The sequence below is a fragment of the Pseudarthrobacter sp. N5 genome (genome assembly GCF_050157035.1).
In the GTDB taxonomy this organism is placed as follows: Bacteria; Actinomycetota; Actinomycetes; order Actinomycetales; family Micrococcaceae; genus Arthrobacter.
Genome location: NZ_CP189593.1, coordinates 1,130,448 through 1,146,358 on the forward strand (window position 1 = coordinate 1,130,448; position 15,911 = coordinate 1,146,358).

Annotated in this window: 14 protein-coding genes and 2 riboswitches; of the genes, 11 read left to right on the forward strand and 3 right to left on the reverse strand. The window is 64.1% G+C overall.

Annotated elements, in window-relative coordinates; all coding sequences use genetic code 11:
• Nucleotides 1-30: 30 nt before the first annotated feature.
• The 11 genes from ACQCST_RS05635 to ACQCST_RS05685 all read left to right on the forward strand — a co-directional run bounded on the left by ACQCST_RS05635 (nt 31) and on the right by ACQCST_RS05685 (nt 13,599).
• Nucleotides 31-726: a metal-dependent transcriptional regulator gene (locus ACQCST_RS05635; protein ID WP_426998331.1), complete on the forward strand. Its 696-nt coding sequence runs from the start codon at nt 31-33 to the stop codon at nt 724-726.
• A gap of 140 nt (nt 727-866) precedes the next feature.
• Nucleotides 867-1,078: riboswitch (cyclic di-AMP (ydaO/yuaA leader) on the forward strand.
• A 4-nt stretch (nt 1,079-1,082) separates the two neighbouring features.
• Entirely contained in the window at nt 1,083-1,907 is an 825-nt protein-coding gene (locus tag ACQCST_RS05640; RefSeq protein WP_426998332.1) for a M23 family metallopeptidase, read from the forward strand.
• Nucleotides 1,908-2,055: 148 nt separating this feature from the next.
• A riboswitch (cyclic di-AMP (ydaO/yuaA leader) is annotated at nt 2,056-2,221 on the forward strand.
• Between the two features lie 121 nt (nt 2,222-2,342).
• Nucleotides 2,343-2,951, forward strand: a complete 609-nt coding sequence (locus ACQCST_RS05645; protein ID WP_426998333.1) for a C40 family peptidase — start codon at nt 2,343-2,345, stop codon at nt 2,949-2,951.
• Nucleotides 2,952-3,051: 100 nt separating this feature from the next.
• Complete coding sequence (locus ACQCST_RS05650; protein ID WP_426998334.1) at nt 3,052-3,804, forward strand: NlpC/P60 family protein; 753 nt, start codon at nt 3,052-3,054, stop codon at nt 3,802-3,804.
• Between the two features lie 219 nt (nt 3,805-4,023).
• Nucleotides 4,024-4,524 (forward strand): HNH endonuclease, encoded by a 501-nt coding sequence (locus tag ACQCST_RS05655; protein ID WP_426998335.1) that lies wholly within the window; start codon nt 4,024-4,026, stop codon nt 4,522-4,524.
• A gap of 46 nt (nt 4,525-4,570) precedes the next feature.
• Entirely contained in the window at nt 4,571-5,251 is a 681-nt protein-coding gene (mobA, locus tag ACQCST_RS05660; RefSeq protein WP_426998336.1) for a molybdenum cofactor guanylyltransferase, read from the forward strand.
• 45 nt (nt 5,252-5,296) lie between these two features.
• Nucleotides 5,297-5,590, forward strand: a complete 294-nt coding sequence (locus tag ACQCST_RS05665; RefSeq protein ID WP_426998337.1) for a DUF6457 domain-containing protein — start codon at nt 5,297-5,299, stop codon at nt 5,588-5,590.
• On the forward strand, nt 5,587-7,155 hold the full coding sequence (locus ACQCST_RS05670; protein ID WP_426998338.1) for a molybdopterin molybdotransferase MoeA: 1,569 nt from the start codon (nt 5,587-5,589) through the stop codon (nt 7,153-7,155). Before ACQCST_RS05665 ends, ACQCST_RS05670 begins: the two co-directional genes overlap by 4 nt.
• Nucleotides 7,156-7,204: 49 nt before the next feature.
• The gene (locus tag ACQCST_RS05675; RefSeq protein ID WP_426998339.1) at nt 7,205-9,550 is read left to right on the forward strand and encodes an FdhF/YdeP family oxidoreductase; all 2,346 of its coding nucleotides are present in this window, start codon (nt 7,205-7,207) and stop codon (nt 9,548-9,550) included.
• Entirely contained in the window at nt 9,538-10,410 is an 873-nt protein-coding gene (gene fdhD / locus ACQCST_RS05680) for a formate dehydrogenase accessory sulfurtransferase FdhD (RefSeq protein ID WP_426998340.1), read from the forward strand. The genes ACQCST_RS05675 and fdhD overlap by 13 nt, the downstream gene beginning before the upstream one ends.
• A 162-nt stretch (nt 10,411-10,572) precedes the next feature.
• Complete coding sequence (locus tag ACQCST_RS05685) at nt 10,573-13,599, forward strand: alpha-mannosidase (RefSeq protein WP_426998341.1); 3,027 nt, start codon at nt 10,573-10,575, stop codon at nt 13,597-13,599.
• A 31-nt stretch (nt 13,600-13,630) separates the two neighbouring features.
• Here ACQCST_RS05685 and ACQCST_RS05690 read toward each other — a convergent pair whose 3' ends face one another.
• From ACQCST_RS05690 to ACQCST_RS05700, 3 genes are read right to left on the reverse strand one after another with little or no spacing between them, the layout of a single operon-like run.
• Entirely contained in the window at nt 13,631-14,437 is an 807-nt protein-coding gene (locus ACQCST_RS05690) for an amino acid ABC transporter ATP-binding protein (protein ID WP_426998342.1), read from the reverse strand.
• On the reverse strand, nt 14,424-15,089 hold the full coding sequence (locus ACQCST_RS05695) for an amino acid ABC transporter permease (RefSeq protein WP_426998343.1): 666 nt from the start codon (nt 15,087-15,089) through the stop codon (nt 14,424-14,426). The genes ACQCST_RS05690 and ACQCST_RS05695 overlap by 14 nt, the downstream gene beginning before the upstream one ends.
• Entirely contained in the window at nt 15,090-15,905 is an 816-nt protein-coding gene (locus tag ACQCST_RS05700) for an amino acid ABC transporter substrate-binding protein (protein ID WP_426998344.1), read from the reverse strand. It lies immediately after the preceding gene.
• Between the last annotated feature and the right edge of the window lie 6 nt (nt 15,906-15,911).

Genomic DNA, 15,911 nt, shown 5'->3' on the forward strand with positions numbered 1-15,911 from the left:
CAAGGTACTGTGCTCGAGGAGCTGAGCTGAATGACGGATCTGATCGACACTACTGAGATGTATCTGCGGACCATCCTGGAGCTTGAAGAAGAGAACATTGTGGCTCTCCGTGCCCGCATTGCGGAGAGGCTCCGGCATTCCGGCCCCACGGTCTCGCAGACGGTCGGGAGGATGGAGCGCGACGGCCTGGTGATTGTTACCGGTGACCGCCACCTTGAACTTACTGAAACCGGCCGGAAACGTGCCACGGAAGTCATGCGCAAGCATCGGCTGGCTGAACGGCTGCTGGCCGACGTGATCGGTCTCGACTGGGCCTACGTCCATGATGAAGCATGCCGTTGGGAACATGTGATGAGTGAGCGGGTGGAACGCCGCATCTACGAATTGCTGAACCACCCCACGGTGTCTCCCTACGGCAACCCCATTCCGGGACTCGCAGCCCTCGGCGGAGAGCCTTCGCTGGCGTTTACAGACGGAGTGGTGAATCTTCTTGAAGCCATGTCAGGCTATGGTCCGGACTCCCGGATCATGATCAGCAGGCTCGCGGAACCCATCCAGGTGGAACCCGAGCTGCTGGTCCAGCTCGACGAAGGCGGCATCCGTCCGGGCGCCAAGGTTTCGCTCGAGCGTGTGGGGGAATACATCTCCGTCCGCGTTCCCGGGATAGACGGTGCCCTGGAATTGCCCCCCGAAGTTGCGGCCCACGTTTTTGTTTCGGTCAGCTGACCTTGCGCTCATAGGACGACCCATAAGTTGTCCACCGAAAGATAACGAAATTATTACTGTGGGCGTTAATCGCCTATAGTTGGGGGCTGGCGCCGATACTAAAGCGTTACCTGATCTGGAGCCGAGCTCTGCCAGCGGATCAGTTGCACGAGTCACCAACTGGCAGAGGCGGGGGAACCACAACTGGCTGTCTAAAGACAGCCTTGGGGTGAAGTCCGTCAGCAGCAAGTCATTCCAATGAAGGATCCCTAGGGGTACTTTTGTGCCGGAATGCTTGTCACGGCGGACCGGGTCTGTGATCTCTCTGACCCGAATCCGACAGCTAACTTCGCAGGCTATCCAGAGAGGAACACTTCTTGACCACCCATAATGTCAGGGGCCGTCGCAGGGCGGCCGGCCCCGTTTCGGAGCTGCGCGTTCCTGACGCTGACTCTGCGGACAGGCCCCGTGATCCGCGCCGCGAGGCGCGCCGCCGCAGCAGCCCCTTCCGTCAGATCACGGACTTTGCCGCTTCCAGCGGAGTGGGTCAGAAAGCCGGAATCGCACTGGCCGCCACAGGCCTGGTACTGACTGTCGCAATGCCGGCCACCAGCCCCGTGATGGCGACAGCCGAGCCTGGGCAGTCCGCCGCCTCATCCTCAGCAGCTGCACAGCCGGAGATTTCCGCCGCCGCTGCCGCCAAAATAGACTTCAGCCGCACCACGGTCGCCACAATGGCCGACCCCGACGGGAAGCTCAAGCAGCTGCTGAGCGCCCAGTCTGCCGGCACCATCACACGTGCCGCTTCGGCGGGCAGCCTCGGTGCCCCGTTGGATCAGATGATTACAGCGTCGCCGTTCGGTTTCCGGGTCAGCCCTATTACCGGTGGTGTTGGTGAGTTCCACCGAGGCCAGGACTACGCTGCGCAGTGCGGGACATCCGTCCACGCGGCCGCTAGCGGAACTGTGACGTTCGTGGGTTGGCACCCGTACGGCGGCGGAAACCGAGTCGTGATTGACCACGGCAACGGACTGGAGACCACGTACAACCACCTCTCTTCATCCAGCGTCAAGGTCGGCCAGAAGGTCAGCCGGGGCGACACCGTGGCGCTGAGCGGGACCACAGGCGCCTCCACCGGCTGCCACCTCCACTTCGAGGTGATGGTCAACGGGGAAGTCGTTGATCCCACGGGTTGGCTGTAGCCAAGCCGATGGATCACTCTCGCATTCCGGAGACATCCCGTGACCTGAATGTGACATTCGATCCGAACTGCTGTACCGTCTAAACCGCGCCAACTTTTCCGAAGTTGACGCTCTTGAGTGGATTGCCTAGCTCTGCCACCGCTCAAGGTCCGTTCGCATGACATCGTCTGGCAGGGGCGGGGGAACCAATTTTGGTCTTCGCAAGAAGTATGAAGACCTTGGGGTTAAGTCGCAAAGCTTCCCAGGAAGCAGCGCGGCCGGGTGACTCCCATCCGAATCCGACAGCTCACCTCGCAGGCATTGGGAGAGGCTACCTTCGTGTCTTCACGTCACAATCTTGCGCGTCATCGCGCTCAATCGGTTCGTACCAACCCCCTGGGCTCCGTGTCCAGGGCCGTTAGTGCCAACGCCGGGACCGTAGGTCGCCAGGCAGTTGTGATCGCAGCTGCCTCCGGACTCATCCTCAGCATTGGACTGCCGGCCAACGCAGCCGACACCACGGTTGGGCTCTCGGCTTCCGCCGAGTCCGGGTCGTCACAGGCTGCCCAGCTGGCCGTCACTGCTGCGCCCACGGCCACCGTGACCTTCGAGCGCACTGCCGTCACCACGAAGGCTGCTCCGAAGGTCGAGACCGTCCGGGTGCAGTCCACGGAATCCGAGTCGGCCACCGGCGCGGCCAAGTCTGCGAAACTAGCAGACGCTGCGGCATCAGTCGCAGCGTCAGGCCTCGCAGCCATCGCCTACACCGGAATCGGGCACCCGTATGTCTGGGGCGGCAGCACTCCCAATGGCTGGGACTGCTCCGGCTTCACCCAGTGGGTCTATGCCCAGGCGGGCATCAGCATCCCCCGCACCAACGCATGGAATGCCATGACGCCCACGTCCACTCCGGCGCCCGGCGATCTGGTCATGCAGAATGGCGGCGCACATGTTGGTATCTACGTCGGCAACGGCATGATGATCAGCGCACTGAACCCGTCGCAGGGCACGCTCCTGCATGCAGTATCCGCAACCGGATCTGCCGCGTACTTTACCCTTCGCTAAAAAAACCGTTCGGGGCGATCCGGCTTACCCCCAAGATGCCGGCGCGTCCAAAGCCCGCGGGCTGCCCACGCAGCCTGAGGAAAACCGAAAGAGAGAAATAATGACTACACGTGCAAATATTGCACGGCACCGCGCCGAGGTCGCTAAGACCAACTCGCTAGCTGTCATTGCCAAGGCTGTCGGCGACAACGCCGGCGGTGTGGGCCGTCAGGCCGCAGTTATCGCTGCTGCTTCCGGTCTTGTCCTGACAAGTGGTATCGCGGCCAACGCTGCCGACACCAATGTTCAGCGAGAATCTGCCTCTGCTTCCGCTCTTGAAGTACAGGCAGCTGCGCCGGCAACCATTTCCGCTGCTTCCACGATCGCCATTTCTTATGAGAAGCCTGCTGTGTCAACCACACCGGCTCCTGTGGTTGAGGCTCCCAAGCCCGTTGTTGAGGTCCAGGCAGCTCCGGCTACCAAGGCCACTGCCGTCGCGGCAAAGGCAACCGTTGCAGCCCCGGCGGCTCATGCTGCTTCAAGCGGAATGGGCGCGTCCATCGCGGCCGCCGCTTACGCACAGCTGGGCGTCGCACAGGACTGCACCATGCTGGTCACCAACTCGATTGCCGCTGTGGGAATCAACTACCACGGCTGGCCAGCAGGCTACCTGTCCCTGGGCCGCACGGTGAGTGCTGCTGAAGCTCTGCCCGGCGACCTCGCGTACTACCAGGACGGCGGAATGGGCATGGCCCACATCGCTGTCTACGTCGGTAACGGTCAGGCCGTTCACGGCGGCTGGAACGGCGGAACCACCGCGCTGTTCAGCGTCAACGTAGGTTCCGGCCCAGTCTTCATCCGCGTGGGCGGCTAAGACACCTGAATCACAGCTTTTGAAGAACCCCCGCCCGGTGGCGGGGGTTCTTTGCGTTTCGGCAGATGTTTTCTCCCCGACACACGTCCGGTACGGCGGTCCGGATTCGCCGATCTCGCCTTCTGTGTTTAGTCTTGTGGTGTCGATCCATAGCCCGGACAAGCAGAGGGCAGCCGGCCCTCGTGCCCCTGACGGGTGCGGCCGTGAAGAGGTATGTGCATGCGCACACTCGTTCTGAATGCTGGATATGAACCGCTGGCGGTAGTGACCTTCCGCCGGGCGCTGGTCCTTGTGCTCACCGGAAAGGCCAGCGTGGTGGCTGAAGGCGACGATCCGGTCGTCGGGCCACAGGAGATATTGGGCCGCCCTTCCGTGATTCTTCTCAACCGCTACATCCGTCCGCGCTATAACAGGATCACCGCAGTCAGCCGCCGCGGAGTGCTGCGCCGCGACGGCCACCGTTGCGCCTATTGCGGCAAGGCTGCACACACCATTGATCACGTCCAGCCCAAGTCCCGCGGCGGTGCCGATTCCTGGGAGAACCTGGTTGCGGCGTGCCTGCGGTGCAACAACGCCAAAGGTGACCACACGCCCGCAGAAATGGGCTGGAAGCTGCGGTTCGCCCCGGAGCCGCCGCACGGAACCATTTGGCAGATCAAGGAACTTGAGAAGCCCACCCCCGCATGGGACCCGTTCCTCCTGCCCGAGTCCGCAGCCTGAACCTGGTGCCCCACCGAAGCCTTGCAGGTACAGCTAGGCTTCGAAGGTGGAATTCAACGCAATCATCCTGGCCGGCGGCCGCTCGGCGCGACTCGGCGGAACCCCCAAGGCTGCGCTGACGCACGACGGCGCTACCCTCATTGCGCTGTCACTTGCGGCTGCGCGCGGGGCCGGGACAGCGGTTGTTGTGGGACCGGACCCGGGTCCTCTTCCAGCAGGCGTGCTGAGTTGCCGCGAGGATCCTCCCTTTTCCGGCCCGGCGGCAGCAATCGCGGCCGGGCTCGCCGCGCTGAAACGGTCCGGTGCTCCACAGCCTCCGTTCACCCTGGTGCTGGCGTGTGACATGCCGAAGGTCGCCGGGGCCGTGAGGGCACTGGCGGAAGCACTGGACATCCGCTCAGTCGCCGGATCCGGTACGGGCCTTGCGGAAGCCGCAGCCGCAGCCGAAAGCGCAGGCGCCGGCGGCGCGGGATCAGGCGGGGTCATGGCCGCATCCCAAGACGGGCGCAAGCAGCCGCTGGTGGGTTTTTATGGCACCCCAGGGCTTGACCAGGCGGTGCAGGACGCGGAAGCGAGGGGTGCGTTGGCGGACGGTTCAGTCTTCGCCCTCCTTGCTAGTCTTGACGTGCAGGTTGTCACAGTCCCGGCGGGTTCCACCGATGATGTTGACACCTGGGATGATGCTGCCGCACTGGGAGTGGCCGGCCAGCAACCGTCTGGTTGGTGACCTTGGCCGCAGGCGTATCAGCGCACTAGAAATTGGAGGCAGGCCATGAAGAGCCAGGACGAAATGCTCGAGGAGTGGTGCCGGACGCTGCTCAAGGCATTTGAGCTCGAGGACGTCCCGCTGGACATCGACGAAATCCTTTCGTTGGCCGGCGTTGCCGCGCATTCAGTGGTACGCCCGGCGGCCCCGCTGACCACCTTTATCGCCGGTTATGCGGCCGGGATGGCCTCGGGGTCGGGGCAGGCCACCGATGCCGTATCCATGCGGGCAGCCATGGACGTTGCCCGGTCACTCGCCAAAGACTATGCGGCTGAGCCCAACGGGATTCCCGGCGAATGACGGCTTCGCCTGATGAGGCGGCCCCGGAACCGTCAGCGGACGCGGCCGGTCAGGTGGAGGCGGCCCGGGAACTGTCAGCGGATGCGGCCGGCGCAGCGGAGGCTCTGCAGAGTGGCGCGCATAGTGATTCGGAGGGCGGGGCGCCGGGTCTGCCTGAACGCCACCTCGCGCACACCTGGACCGAAGCACGGCAGGCAGCCTTCGACGCCGCCAGCCCCATCCCCGCAGGCGCTGTTTCCCTGGGACATGCCCTCGGCAGGATCCTCGCGGCCGATGTGGCCGCGCTCCAGGACATGCCCCACTATGCCTCCTCGGCCATGGACGGCTGGGCTGTCAACGGCAGCGGGCCATGGATCCTGGCTGAGCCCGGCCATCGGCTGGCACCGCATCAGGCCAGCGTCATCGTCACCGGCGGCTTGATTCCGCCGGGGGCCAAGGCCGTGCTGCGCAGCGAGAGCGGCCAGATGGCCACGGACGACGACGGCCTTCCTGTTCTGGCCCTGGGCGGGGCTGCCGGCCCGGGGGAGCCCGGTAACGGGCAGCACATCCGGAAAGCGGGGGAGGAAGCTGCCGCAGGGGAGGTGCTGATCAGGAACGGCACGGTCCTCAATCCTGCACACCTGGCGTTAGCCGCCCTCGCCGGATACGACTCCCTGCCGGTCCAGGGCAAGCCGTTGGTGAAGCTCCTGCTGACGGGCTCCGAGGTCGTGGAAAGGGGCCTGCCGGCCCCAGGCCAGGTCCGGGACACCTTCGGACCGCAGCTCGCTGGGGTGGTGGAAATGCTGGGCGGCATCTGCACCGAACAGGCAAGAATCGGTGATTCCTATGCGGAATGGCTCCAGGCTTTGGAGGATGAGGTGCCCGCCGCCGCAGATCCGGCGGGGGCACGGGAGGGGCACCCGGGGGGCACGAACGCTGAAGTGTACGACGCCGGTGGGCCGGGAGCAGCGTCTTTGCCCGCCGACGTCGTGATCACCACGGGCGGTACCGGTCTCTCGGGAACCGATCACTTTCGACGGGCCGTAGCGGAGCTCGGCGGGCATCTGCTGATTGACGGGATCGCCATGCGGCCGGGGCATCCGGCGGTGCTGGCGGAACTGCCAGATGGCCGCTTTGTCCTTGGCCTTCCCGGGAATCCGCTCGCTGCCATGATGGCGCTGTCCACGGTAGGAGCGCCCCTGCTGGCGGCGCTGGGTCACGGGACCCTGCCTGTGGTCCAGGAAGTGCCCTGCGGCGCCATAATCGAACCGGATCCAGGCCGGACCCGGCTGATGCCATTCAGGCTCCTCTATGGGATGGCGTCACCGTCACTGCACACCGGCCCGGGAATGATGCGGGGCCTCGCCGCTGCCGACGGCGTGATGGTGGTGCCTCCGCATGGTGTGCAGCTTGGCGAGACGGTGCCGGCATTCGCCTTGCCCTGGGGCTCACCGATCCCCGAAGCCAGATCCGCTGAATCAAAGGCCAGAACTCCCGCCCGGAGGGAAGGCAAGAGGGCAGGCAACAAAGCGGAAGGGAAATCTGCTGCAGCTCCCGGTCCGGTGGACTGGAGCGCCCTTTTGTGATGATCCTGCGGGCGCTGTGTTCGTGGTGCCGGGGTGCAATGATGGACACATGAACCGGAATGCCCCGAAGCAGGACATCAACGAAGATGACCTCGACGTCCACCCTCCCAAGCAATCCGCAGCAGGCGTAAAAGCCGTTACCGTCGCCTTGGAACGCGGGGTTTCGCAGGCCGGTGTGGCGCGCACCGTGCGGTCCATGCTGCGCGTCAACCAGCACAACGGCTTCGATTGTCCGGGCTGCGCCTGGCCGGAGTCCATCACGGGACGGCGCAGCCCGGCAGAGTTCTGCGAAAACGGTGCCAAAGCCATCGCTGAGGAAAGCACCACACGGAGAGTGACACCGGAATTCTGGGCGTCCCATTCCATCGCAGAACTTGAGCGCAAAACGGAATACTGGCTGGGCAGCCAGGGACGGATCACCGAACCGGTGGTTATCAGGCCGGGGGACACCCACTATTCGCCGATCAGTTGGACCGATGCCTTCGCCCTGGCAGCGGAACACATCCGGGCCACCACCCCGGACCGGTGCGTGTTTTACACGTCGGGGCGGACCGCGAATGAAACCGCGTTTATGTACCAGCTGTTCGCCCGCAGCCTAGGGACCAACAACCTGCCGGACTGCTCCAACATGTGCCATGAATCGTCCGGTTCAGCCCTGAATCCCACCATCGGCATCGGCAAGGGGACGGTCTCCCTTGAGGATATCCATGAGGCCCAGCTGGTGCTTGTGGTGGGACAGAATCCGGGCACGAACCACCCGCGCATGCTGTCTGCGCTGCGTGACTGCAAGAACAACGGCGGCAAGGTGGTGGCGGTCAACCCGCTGCCAGAGGCCGGGCTGATGAACTTCAAGGACCCGCAGTCGCTGAAGGGTGTGATCGGCTCCGGCACAACCATCGCCGACGAGTATCTGCAGATCAGGGTGGGCGGGGACCTGGCACTCTTCCAGGCCCTGGGCCACCTGCTCCTGGAGGAGGAGAAGATCAACCCGGGCAGCGTCGTCGACCAATCCTTCGTGTCAGCGCAGACGGAAGGCTTCGATGACTACGTCGCCGCCCGCAGCACGCTGGACTGGGCGGAGACGGAGAAAGCCACGGGCCTGGGCCGGGCCGAGATCACCAAACTCGCCGGAATGCTGGCGGCGTCCAAGGCCACCATCATTTGCTGGGCCCTCGGGCTGACCCAACAGCCGCATTCCGTGGATACCCTGCGCGAGATCATCAATGTGTTGTTGCTGCAAGGAAACTTCGGAAAACGTGGCGCCGGTGCCTGCCCGGTACGGGGCCACTCCAACGTCCAGGGCGACCGCACCATGGGCATCTGGGAAAAACCGGGGGAGGAGTTCCTGGCCGCGCTGGACAAGGAGTTCGGTCTCATCAGCCCGAGGGAACATGGCTATGACTCCACCGAGACGCAATTCGCCTTCGAAAAGGGCGAGATTGACGTTTTTGTCGCCATGGGCGGCAACTTCGCGGCGGCCGGTTCTGACACCGGACCTCTCGAGGCGGGGCTCAAGCGGGCCGGTCTCACCGTTCATATTTCGACCAAACCCAACCGCTCCCACGTGGTCCATGGCCGTACATCACTGATCCTGCCGACGCTTGGCAGGACGGACACTGACGACAAACACCCCGGCGGCCGGCAGTTCCTCTCCGTGGAGGACTCCATGTCCGTGGTCCACTCAACGCAGGGCCGGCTGCATCCCGTGTCCGATCACCTGCTCAGCGAGCCGGTGATCATTGCCCGGCTCGCGCAGGCAACCCTGGGTGATGCGCACCCCGTGGACTGGAAAGCCATGGCCGAGGACTACGACGTCATCCGCGACCATGTGTCGCGCGTCATTCCCGGTTTTGAGGACTTCAATGCGCGGATCCGGACCAAGATCGGTTTTGTCCTGCCCAACCCGCCCCGGGATACGCGGACCTTCTCCACAGACATCGGCAAGGCCAGGTTCACGGTCAGCCCGCTGGAGTATCTGGAGCCTCCGGCAGGTCACCTCATCCTGCAGACGGTGCGCAGCCACGATCAATACAACACCACTATCTACGGCCTGGATGACCGGTACCGCGGTGTTTCCGAGGGCCGCCGCGTCATCCTGGTCCACGAGCAGGATCTCCGCGAGCTCGGGTTTGGCGACCGCGAGCTGGTGGACGTCATTTCCACCTACCGCGGTGGTGACGGTGTTGCCAGTGAACGCCGGGCGGACAAGTTCCGGCTGATCGCCTACCCCACCGCCAAGGGCTGTGCGGCCGCCTATTTCCCCGAGGCGAATGCGCTGGTCCACCGTGAACTGGTGGCCCGCGAATCGAACACTCCGGGGTTCAAGGCCATGGCGGTGCGCTTTGTGAAGCACGGCAGCGAGCGCAGCAGCGAAGGCCAGGAATGGGCCGGGTGACGCAGCGCCGCAAGGTGCACAGGTTTGTGCTGGACGGTTCGCCCAACGCTGCGGAGTTCCCTGTCCGTTACCGGGAGGACGTGCTGGCCGTAGAGGAACCGCTGGAAATCCGGCTCGGCAGCATGTCTTTCTCCGTCACCATGCGCACTCCCGGTGACGACTTTGATCTGGTGGCGGGGTTCCTGGTGTCCGAGGGCATCATCTGGAGCCCGGAGCAGCTGGTCTCCTTGAGGTTCTGCGCCGGAGAAGACGAGAACGGGGCGCAGACCTTCAACGTGGTGGAGGCCCAGCTGCGCCCCGACGTGGTGCTGCCGGAGACCGGCCGGAATGTCTTCACCTCAAGTTCCTGCGGGATCTGCGGGACCGATTCCATCGAGGCCGTACGGAAGTCCTCCCGCTACAGTCCGGTGGCCGATCCGCTGAGGGTTCCGGTGCGGACTCTGGCCTCCCTGCCGGACCGTCTCCGCGAGGCACAGGCGGTATTTGATGTCACCGGAGGCGTCCATGCCGCCGGCCTCTTCCGGCTGAAGAACGACGGCGATGCCGAGCTCCTGTGCCTTCGAGAGGATGTGGGACGCCACAACGCAGTGGACAAAGTGGTGGGATGGGCTCTGCGCGAAAGGCTGCTGCCGCTTTCCGGCATGGTGCTGCAGGTTTCCGGCCGGGCGTCGTTCGAACTGGTGCAGAAAGCATCCCTGGCAGGAATTCCCGTGCTGGCTGCTGTGAGCGCTCCATCGAGCCTGGCCGTGGAACTTGCCGAGGCCAGCGGGATTACCCTGGCGGGCTTTAGCCGTGGCACCAGCTTCAACGTTTACGCAGGTCACGAACGGATCCTCGTTCCCGCAAAACTGCCTCGATAGCAGCCCACCGCTTGGTTAATCAGCTGCCAGCGGGTAGATTTTATCCATCGAATGGACGCGTTGATCCGTTTTTCGAGTGGCTGGGCGCTAGCTGAATCTGGACCTCATGTCAGTCCGATTAGCTGCTTCATGTTTCAGCACCAAGTATTAATGAGGGCCCACATGCACGACGACCGACGGATCACGGAAGTCCGCCTGGACCGCTTTATGCGCGAGCGCATTGCCCCTGCCGTCTACGCGCGCAGCGTTCCGCTGACACTCAGCAGCTGGGATGTTCCGGACGAGCCAGTAAAGGTCCTTGAGGCGCTCAGGCATGATTTCACCCCGTTGGATCATGGTGCCGCGTGGGGCCGCCCCTGGAGTACCAAGTGGCTGCGGCTCCAGGGCGAGGTTCCTGACTCGTGGGGGACAACTGCGGACACCGCGGTTGAAATCCTGGTGGACCTCGGCTTCACCGGCGAAGGGCCGGGCTTCCAGTGTGAGGGGATAGCATGGCGCGCCGACGGCACCATCATCAAGGCCATCTCGCCGCGGAACCAGCACGTCCCGTTGAAACTTCTGGGCAGCGGCATGGCTGTGGACTTCTACGTGGAAGCCGCCGCCAACCCGGATATGGCCCAGGGCTGGACCTTCGCCGCCACCCCTTATGGTGATAAGTCAACGTCCGGCAGCGCCCCCGTGTACCGGCTGGGCCGGATCGCCATTGCGGAATTTAACCAGACCGTGTGGGAGCTCCAGCAGGACATCTGGACCTTGAATGGCCTGATGCACGAGCTTCCCATGGAGCAGCCGAGGCGCCACGAGATCCTGCGGGCCCTGGAACGGATGCTGGACATCATGGACCCGGACGATGTTCCGGGCACCGCAGCCGCAGGCCGTACCGCCCTGGCCGATGTACTGGCCAGGCCGGCCTATGCCTCCGCCCACCAGCTGCTGGCTACCGGGCACGCGCACATCGATTCGGCCTGGCTCTGGCCGGTGCGGGAAACCATCCGCAAGTGCGCCAGGACGTTCTCCAACGTGGTGGCGCTGATGGATGAACACCCGGACTTTGTGTTCTCCTGCTCCTCGGCCCAGCAACTCGCCTGGATGAAGGAGTTCTACCCGGAGCTGTTCGGGCGGATCAGGGAAAAGGTCAAAGCCGGGCAGTTTGTTCCGGTGGGCGGCATGTGGGTTGAATCAGACACCAACATGCCCGGCGGCGAGGCCATGGCCCGCCAGTTCATTGAAGGCAAGAGCTTCTTCCTGGAAGAATTCGGCGTCGATTGCAAGGAAGCATGGCTGCCGGATTCCTTTGGCTACTCCGCCGCACTTCCCCAGATAGTCAAGGCCGCCGGCAGCGAATGGTTCCTGACCCAGAAGATCTCCTGGAACCAGGTCAACAGGATGCCGCACCACACCTTCAACTGGGAAGGTATCGACGGAACACGCCTCTTCACCCACTTCCCGCCGGTGGACACCTACAACTCGGAACTCAGCGGACGCGAACTGGCGCACGCTGAACGGAACTACCGCGACCACGGCCGCGGCACCATTTCACTGGTCCCGTTCGGCTACGGCGACGGCGGCGGCGGCCCCACCCGTGAGATGCTGGCGGCCGCGCACCGGACGGCTGACCTGGAAGGCTCGCCACGGGTCCGGATCGGTTCCGCCAGCAGCTTCTTCGCGCAGGCACAGGCCGAATACAAGGTGCTGCCCGTGTGGGTGGGCGAGATGTACCTGGAACTGCACCGTGGAACGTACACCAGCCAGGCCAAAACGAAGAAGGGCAACCGGCAGAGTGAACACCTGCTGCGCGAGGCAGAACTGTGGTGCAGCACTGCGGCGGTGCGCACCGACGGTGCCTTCACGTACCCCGCCGCTGAGCTGAAACGACTGTGGCGCCTGGTCCTGTTGCAGCAGTTCCATGACATCCTTCCGGGCAGTTCCATTGCCTGGGTGCATCAGGACGCCGAGCGGAACTACGCGGCGATCGCCACGGGCCTGGAGGACATCATCGGCCAGGCGGCTGCGGCCGCCCTGGGCGAAGGCACACGGGAGTTCCTACTCAACGCTGCCCCGCATGAGCGCAACGGGGTGCCTGCGCTCGCCGCAGGGGAGCCTGTCCGTACAGATCATCCCGTAGCGGTCACTGAGACCCGCGGCGGGTACGTCCTGGACAACGGCGTCATCCGGGCAGTACTGGACGCCAACGGACTGCTGAGCTCCCTCATGGACTATGCCAGCGGTCGCGAAGCAATCGCCCCGGGCCAGTTCGGCAACCACCTCGAGCTGCACCGGGACACCCCCAACGAATGGGATGCCTGGGATATTGATGAGTTCTATCGCAGGAACGTCTCCTCCCTGACCGAAGCACGGTCGGTGACGCTGGAGCGCGGCGGCTGGGACGCCGTCGTTGTGGTTGAACGGCTGGCGGGATCATCCACGGTGACACAGCGGATATCCCTGGAGGCGGGCAGCGACTCGCTCGGGATCGTCACCGCAGTTGACTGGCAGGAGAGCGAGAAGCTGCTCAAGCTGGGTTTCCCGCTGGATGTGCGGGCTGACCGCTCAGCCTCGGAGACCCAGTTCGGCCACGTGTTCCGTCCCACCCACATCAATACTTCATGGGAAGCCGCCAAATTCGAGATCTGTGCGCACCGCTGGATCCATGTGGCCGAGCCCGGCTACGGTGTGGCCGTCACCAACTCCTCAAGCTACGGCCATGATGTCACCCGGAACATCAGGGACGACGGCGGCACCACCACTACCGTGCGGCTGTCCCTGCTGCGGGCGGCCAAGTTCCCTGACCCCGCAGCAGACCGGGGCCACCATGAACTAAGCGTCACCATCCGGCCGGGAGCCAGCATTGGCGACGCCGTGGAAGAGGGGTACCGCACAAACCTTGCTCCGCGCACGGTCCTGGGAGCCAACCCCGTGGAGCCGCTGCTCACCGTGTTCAACCAGGCCCTTGTTATCGAAGCGGTCAAGCTGGCCGAGGACGGCTCGGGTGATGTGATTGTTCGGCTGTACGAATCGCTGGGCGAACGGTCCACGGGCCTGGTGACGGCCAACTTTGACGTCACCGGTGTCCACGCGGTTGACCTGCTGGAGCGGATGGTGGAGGCTCCCGGCGTTGTGGCAGGACCGGACTCGGCGGAGCTTACTCTGCGGCCGTTCCAGCTGGTGACGTTGAGGTTCAGCCGCTGATTTCAGGGCCCGCCGGGGTTAGGACCCAGCATCAGAATTCGTGCAGAAGGCGTTTGACGAACTGGCGGGTGCGTTCCTGGCGCGGAGCCCTCAGGACCTCAGCCGCCGGCCCGCGCTCCACCACCACGCCTCCGTCCATAAAGATGACCTCGTCCGCCACCTGACGGGCGAAGGCCAGTTCGTGGGTGACGATCACCATGGTCCAGCCTTCCTCGGCGAGCTCCTGGATGACACCGAGAACGTCACCCACCAGCTCAGGGTCCAGCGCTGAGGTGGGCTCGTCGAACAGGAGTAGCTGGGGTTTCAAAGCCAGGGCGCGCACTATGCCGACGCGCTGCTGCTGGCCACCGGAGAGCTCGAACGGGTAGGCATCGCGTTTGTCTGCCAGGCCAACCCTGGCCAGAAGTGTCTCAGCGTCGGCAACGGCCTCGGCACGCTTGCGCTTCTGGACCTGGACCGGACCTTCAATGACGTTCTGCAGGACCGTCATGTGCGGGAAAAGGTTGTAGTGCTGGAACACCATAGCGCTTCGGTCCCGCAGCTCGGCGACGTCTTTCTTGGCAACCTTGGCCGAGAAATCAAGGGCGAGGTCCTTGCCTGTGGCCGTGTCCGCAAAGGTGACAGTGCCGGCGTCAGGCGTTTCCAGCCCGTTCAGCGAGCGAAGCACGGTGGTTTTACCGGATCCCGACGGGCCGATCAGGGCCACCACGTTGCCGCGGCGGACCTCCAGATCGATGTCCCGGAGCACAACGTTGCTGCCGAAGGCCTTGGCGAGATTGCGGACGGAGAGCACGGGCCTGTTCTGGGCGGCTGCAGCCGGCTGGCTAGTGGGCGACATAGCGGTCCAATCTCTTCTCAAGGGCTGACTGCCCGGTGGACAGCACCAGGCAGATCACCCAGTACACCAGCGCCGCTTCAAGGTACAGCACCATGAATTCCTGGCTGAATGCCGCGATCTGCTGGGCGTTCCGGAAAAGCTCGGTGACCAGGATGAGGGAGGCAAGCGAGGTGTCCTTGACCAGCGAAATGAACGTGTTGGACAGCGGCGGCACGGAAACCCTGGCCGCCTGCGGGAGGATGATCCGGATCAGTGACTGTGCCCGTGACATTCCGATGGTGTGGCCTGCTTCCCACTGCCCTTTGGGCACGGACAGGATTGCTGCCCGGATAACCTCGGCGGCATAACCGCCCACGTTCAGGGAGAACGCGATGATGGCGCTCGGCCACGGATCCAGTTTGACGCCCAGGCTGGGCAGGCCGTAAAAGATCACAAACAGCTGCACCAGCAGAGGAGTTCCGCGGATGACAGAAACGTAGAACCTTGCGGCTCCGGAAACGACGGCGTTCCGGCTCAGCCGCATAAGAGCCACCACAAGTGCCAGCATCAGTCCCAGGGCGAAGGAGGCCAACGTCAGGGGGATGGTTCCCGTGATGGCTCCGGTGATCAATGGTCCGAAGGAGCTCCAGACCAGATCCCAGTTGACTGGCATTTACTTGGTGACGTCCGTGCCGAAGTACTTGTCCGCGATTTTCGCGAGAGTGCCGTCTGCGCGAAGCTCACCGAGCGCCTTGTCCACTGCCGCAGCCAGTTGGCTGGAACCCTTGCGGAAGGCGAAGGCGCTCAGTGATTTGTCGGTGGTTTCGGCGGCGATTTTGAGGCCGGCGTCGGGGGTGGACTTGGCGTAGTCCAGGTACGTGAGCTTGTCATTCACGGTCGCGTCGACTCGGCCCTGGCGGACCAGGGTGGCACTCTGGGCCCAGCCTTCCACAGCCTGTACCGTAGCCCCGCTGTCCGTCGCGAGCTTGTACCAGTTGCTGGTCAGCGACTGGGCGGTGGTCTTGCCCTTGAGGCTATCGAAGCCCGTAATGCTGGAGTTGTCCGATTTCGTCACGATCACGCCGGTTGACACCGTGTAGGGAGCCGAGAATTCGTATTTGGCCTTGCGCTCGGGGTTGACGGTCACTTGGTTGGCGATCACGTCGAAACGTTTGGCGTCCAAGCCGGCAAAAATGCCGTCCCACTGGGTTTCCTGGAACTTGGCCTTGACGCCAAGCTTTCCGGCGACAGCCTGGGCGATTTCGACGTCGAAACCGGTGAGATCGCCAGCGCCGTTCTGATGGAAGCTGAAGGGTTTGTAGGTGCCCTCGGTGGCGATCACCATCTCGCCCTTTGAGGTGATGTCACTGAGTGAGGTGTCGCCCCCGCTTTGCGCCGGAGTCTGGGAGCCGCCGCAGCCGGCAAGGGCGAGGGCAACGGCCGCGAAGGTAGCGGCAATAGCTGTGCGGCGGGTGTGGAGGCGGTTCATGGCGGG

Bases quoted from the DNA above. Each gene is read 5' to 3' on its own strand.
- ACQCST_RS05635 (WP_426998331.1), top strand. From the start codon at position 31: ATGACGGATCTGATCGACACTACTGAGATGTATCTGCGGACCATCCTG.
- ACQCST_RS05650 (WP_426998334.1), top strand. From the start codon at position 3,052: ATGACTACACGTGCAAATATTGCACGGCACCGCGCCGAGGTCGCTAAG.
- ACQCST_RS05655 (WP_426998335.1), top strand. From the start codon at position 4,024: ATGCGCACACTCGTTCTGAATGCTGGATATGAACCGCTGGCGGTAGTG.
- ACQCST_RS05665 (WP_426998337.1), top strand. From the start codon at position 5,297: ATGAAGAGCCAGGACGAAATGCTCGAGGAGTGGTGCCGGACGCTGCTC.
- ACQCST_RS05670 (WP_426998338.1), top strand. From the start codon at position 5,587: ATGACGGCTTCGCCTGATGAGGCGGCCCCGGAACCGTCAGCGGACGCG.
- ACQCST_RS05675 (WP_426998339.1), top strand. From the start codon at position 7,205: ATGAACCGGAATGCCCCGAAGCAGGACATCAACGAAGATGACCTCGAC.
- fdhD (WP_426998340.1), top strand. From the start codon at position 9,538: ATGGGCCGGGTGACGCAGCGCCGCAAGGTGCACAGGTTTGTGCTGGAC.
- ACQCST_RS05685 (WP_426998341.1), top strand. From the start codon at position 10,573: ATGCACGACGACCGACGGATCACGGAAGTCCGCCTGGACCGCTTTATG.
- ACQCST_RS05690 (WP_426998342.1), bottom strand. From the start codon at position 14,437: ATGTCGCCCACTAGCCAGCCGGCTGCAGCCGCCCAGAACAGGCCCGTG.
- ACQCST_RS05695 (WP_426998343.1), bottom strand. From the start codon at position 15,089: ATGCCAGTCAACTGGGATCTGGTCTGGAGCTCCTTCGGACCATTGATC.
- ACQCST_RS05700 (WP_426998344.1), bottom strand. From the start codon at position 15,905: ATGAACCGCCTCCACACCCGCCGCACAGCTATTGCCGCTACCTTCGCG.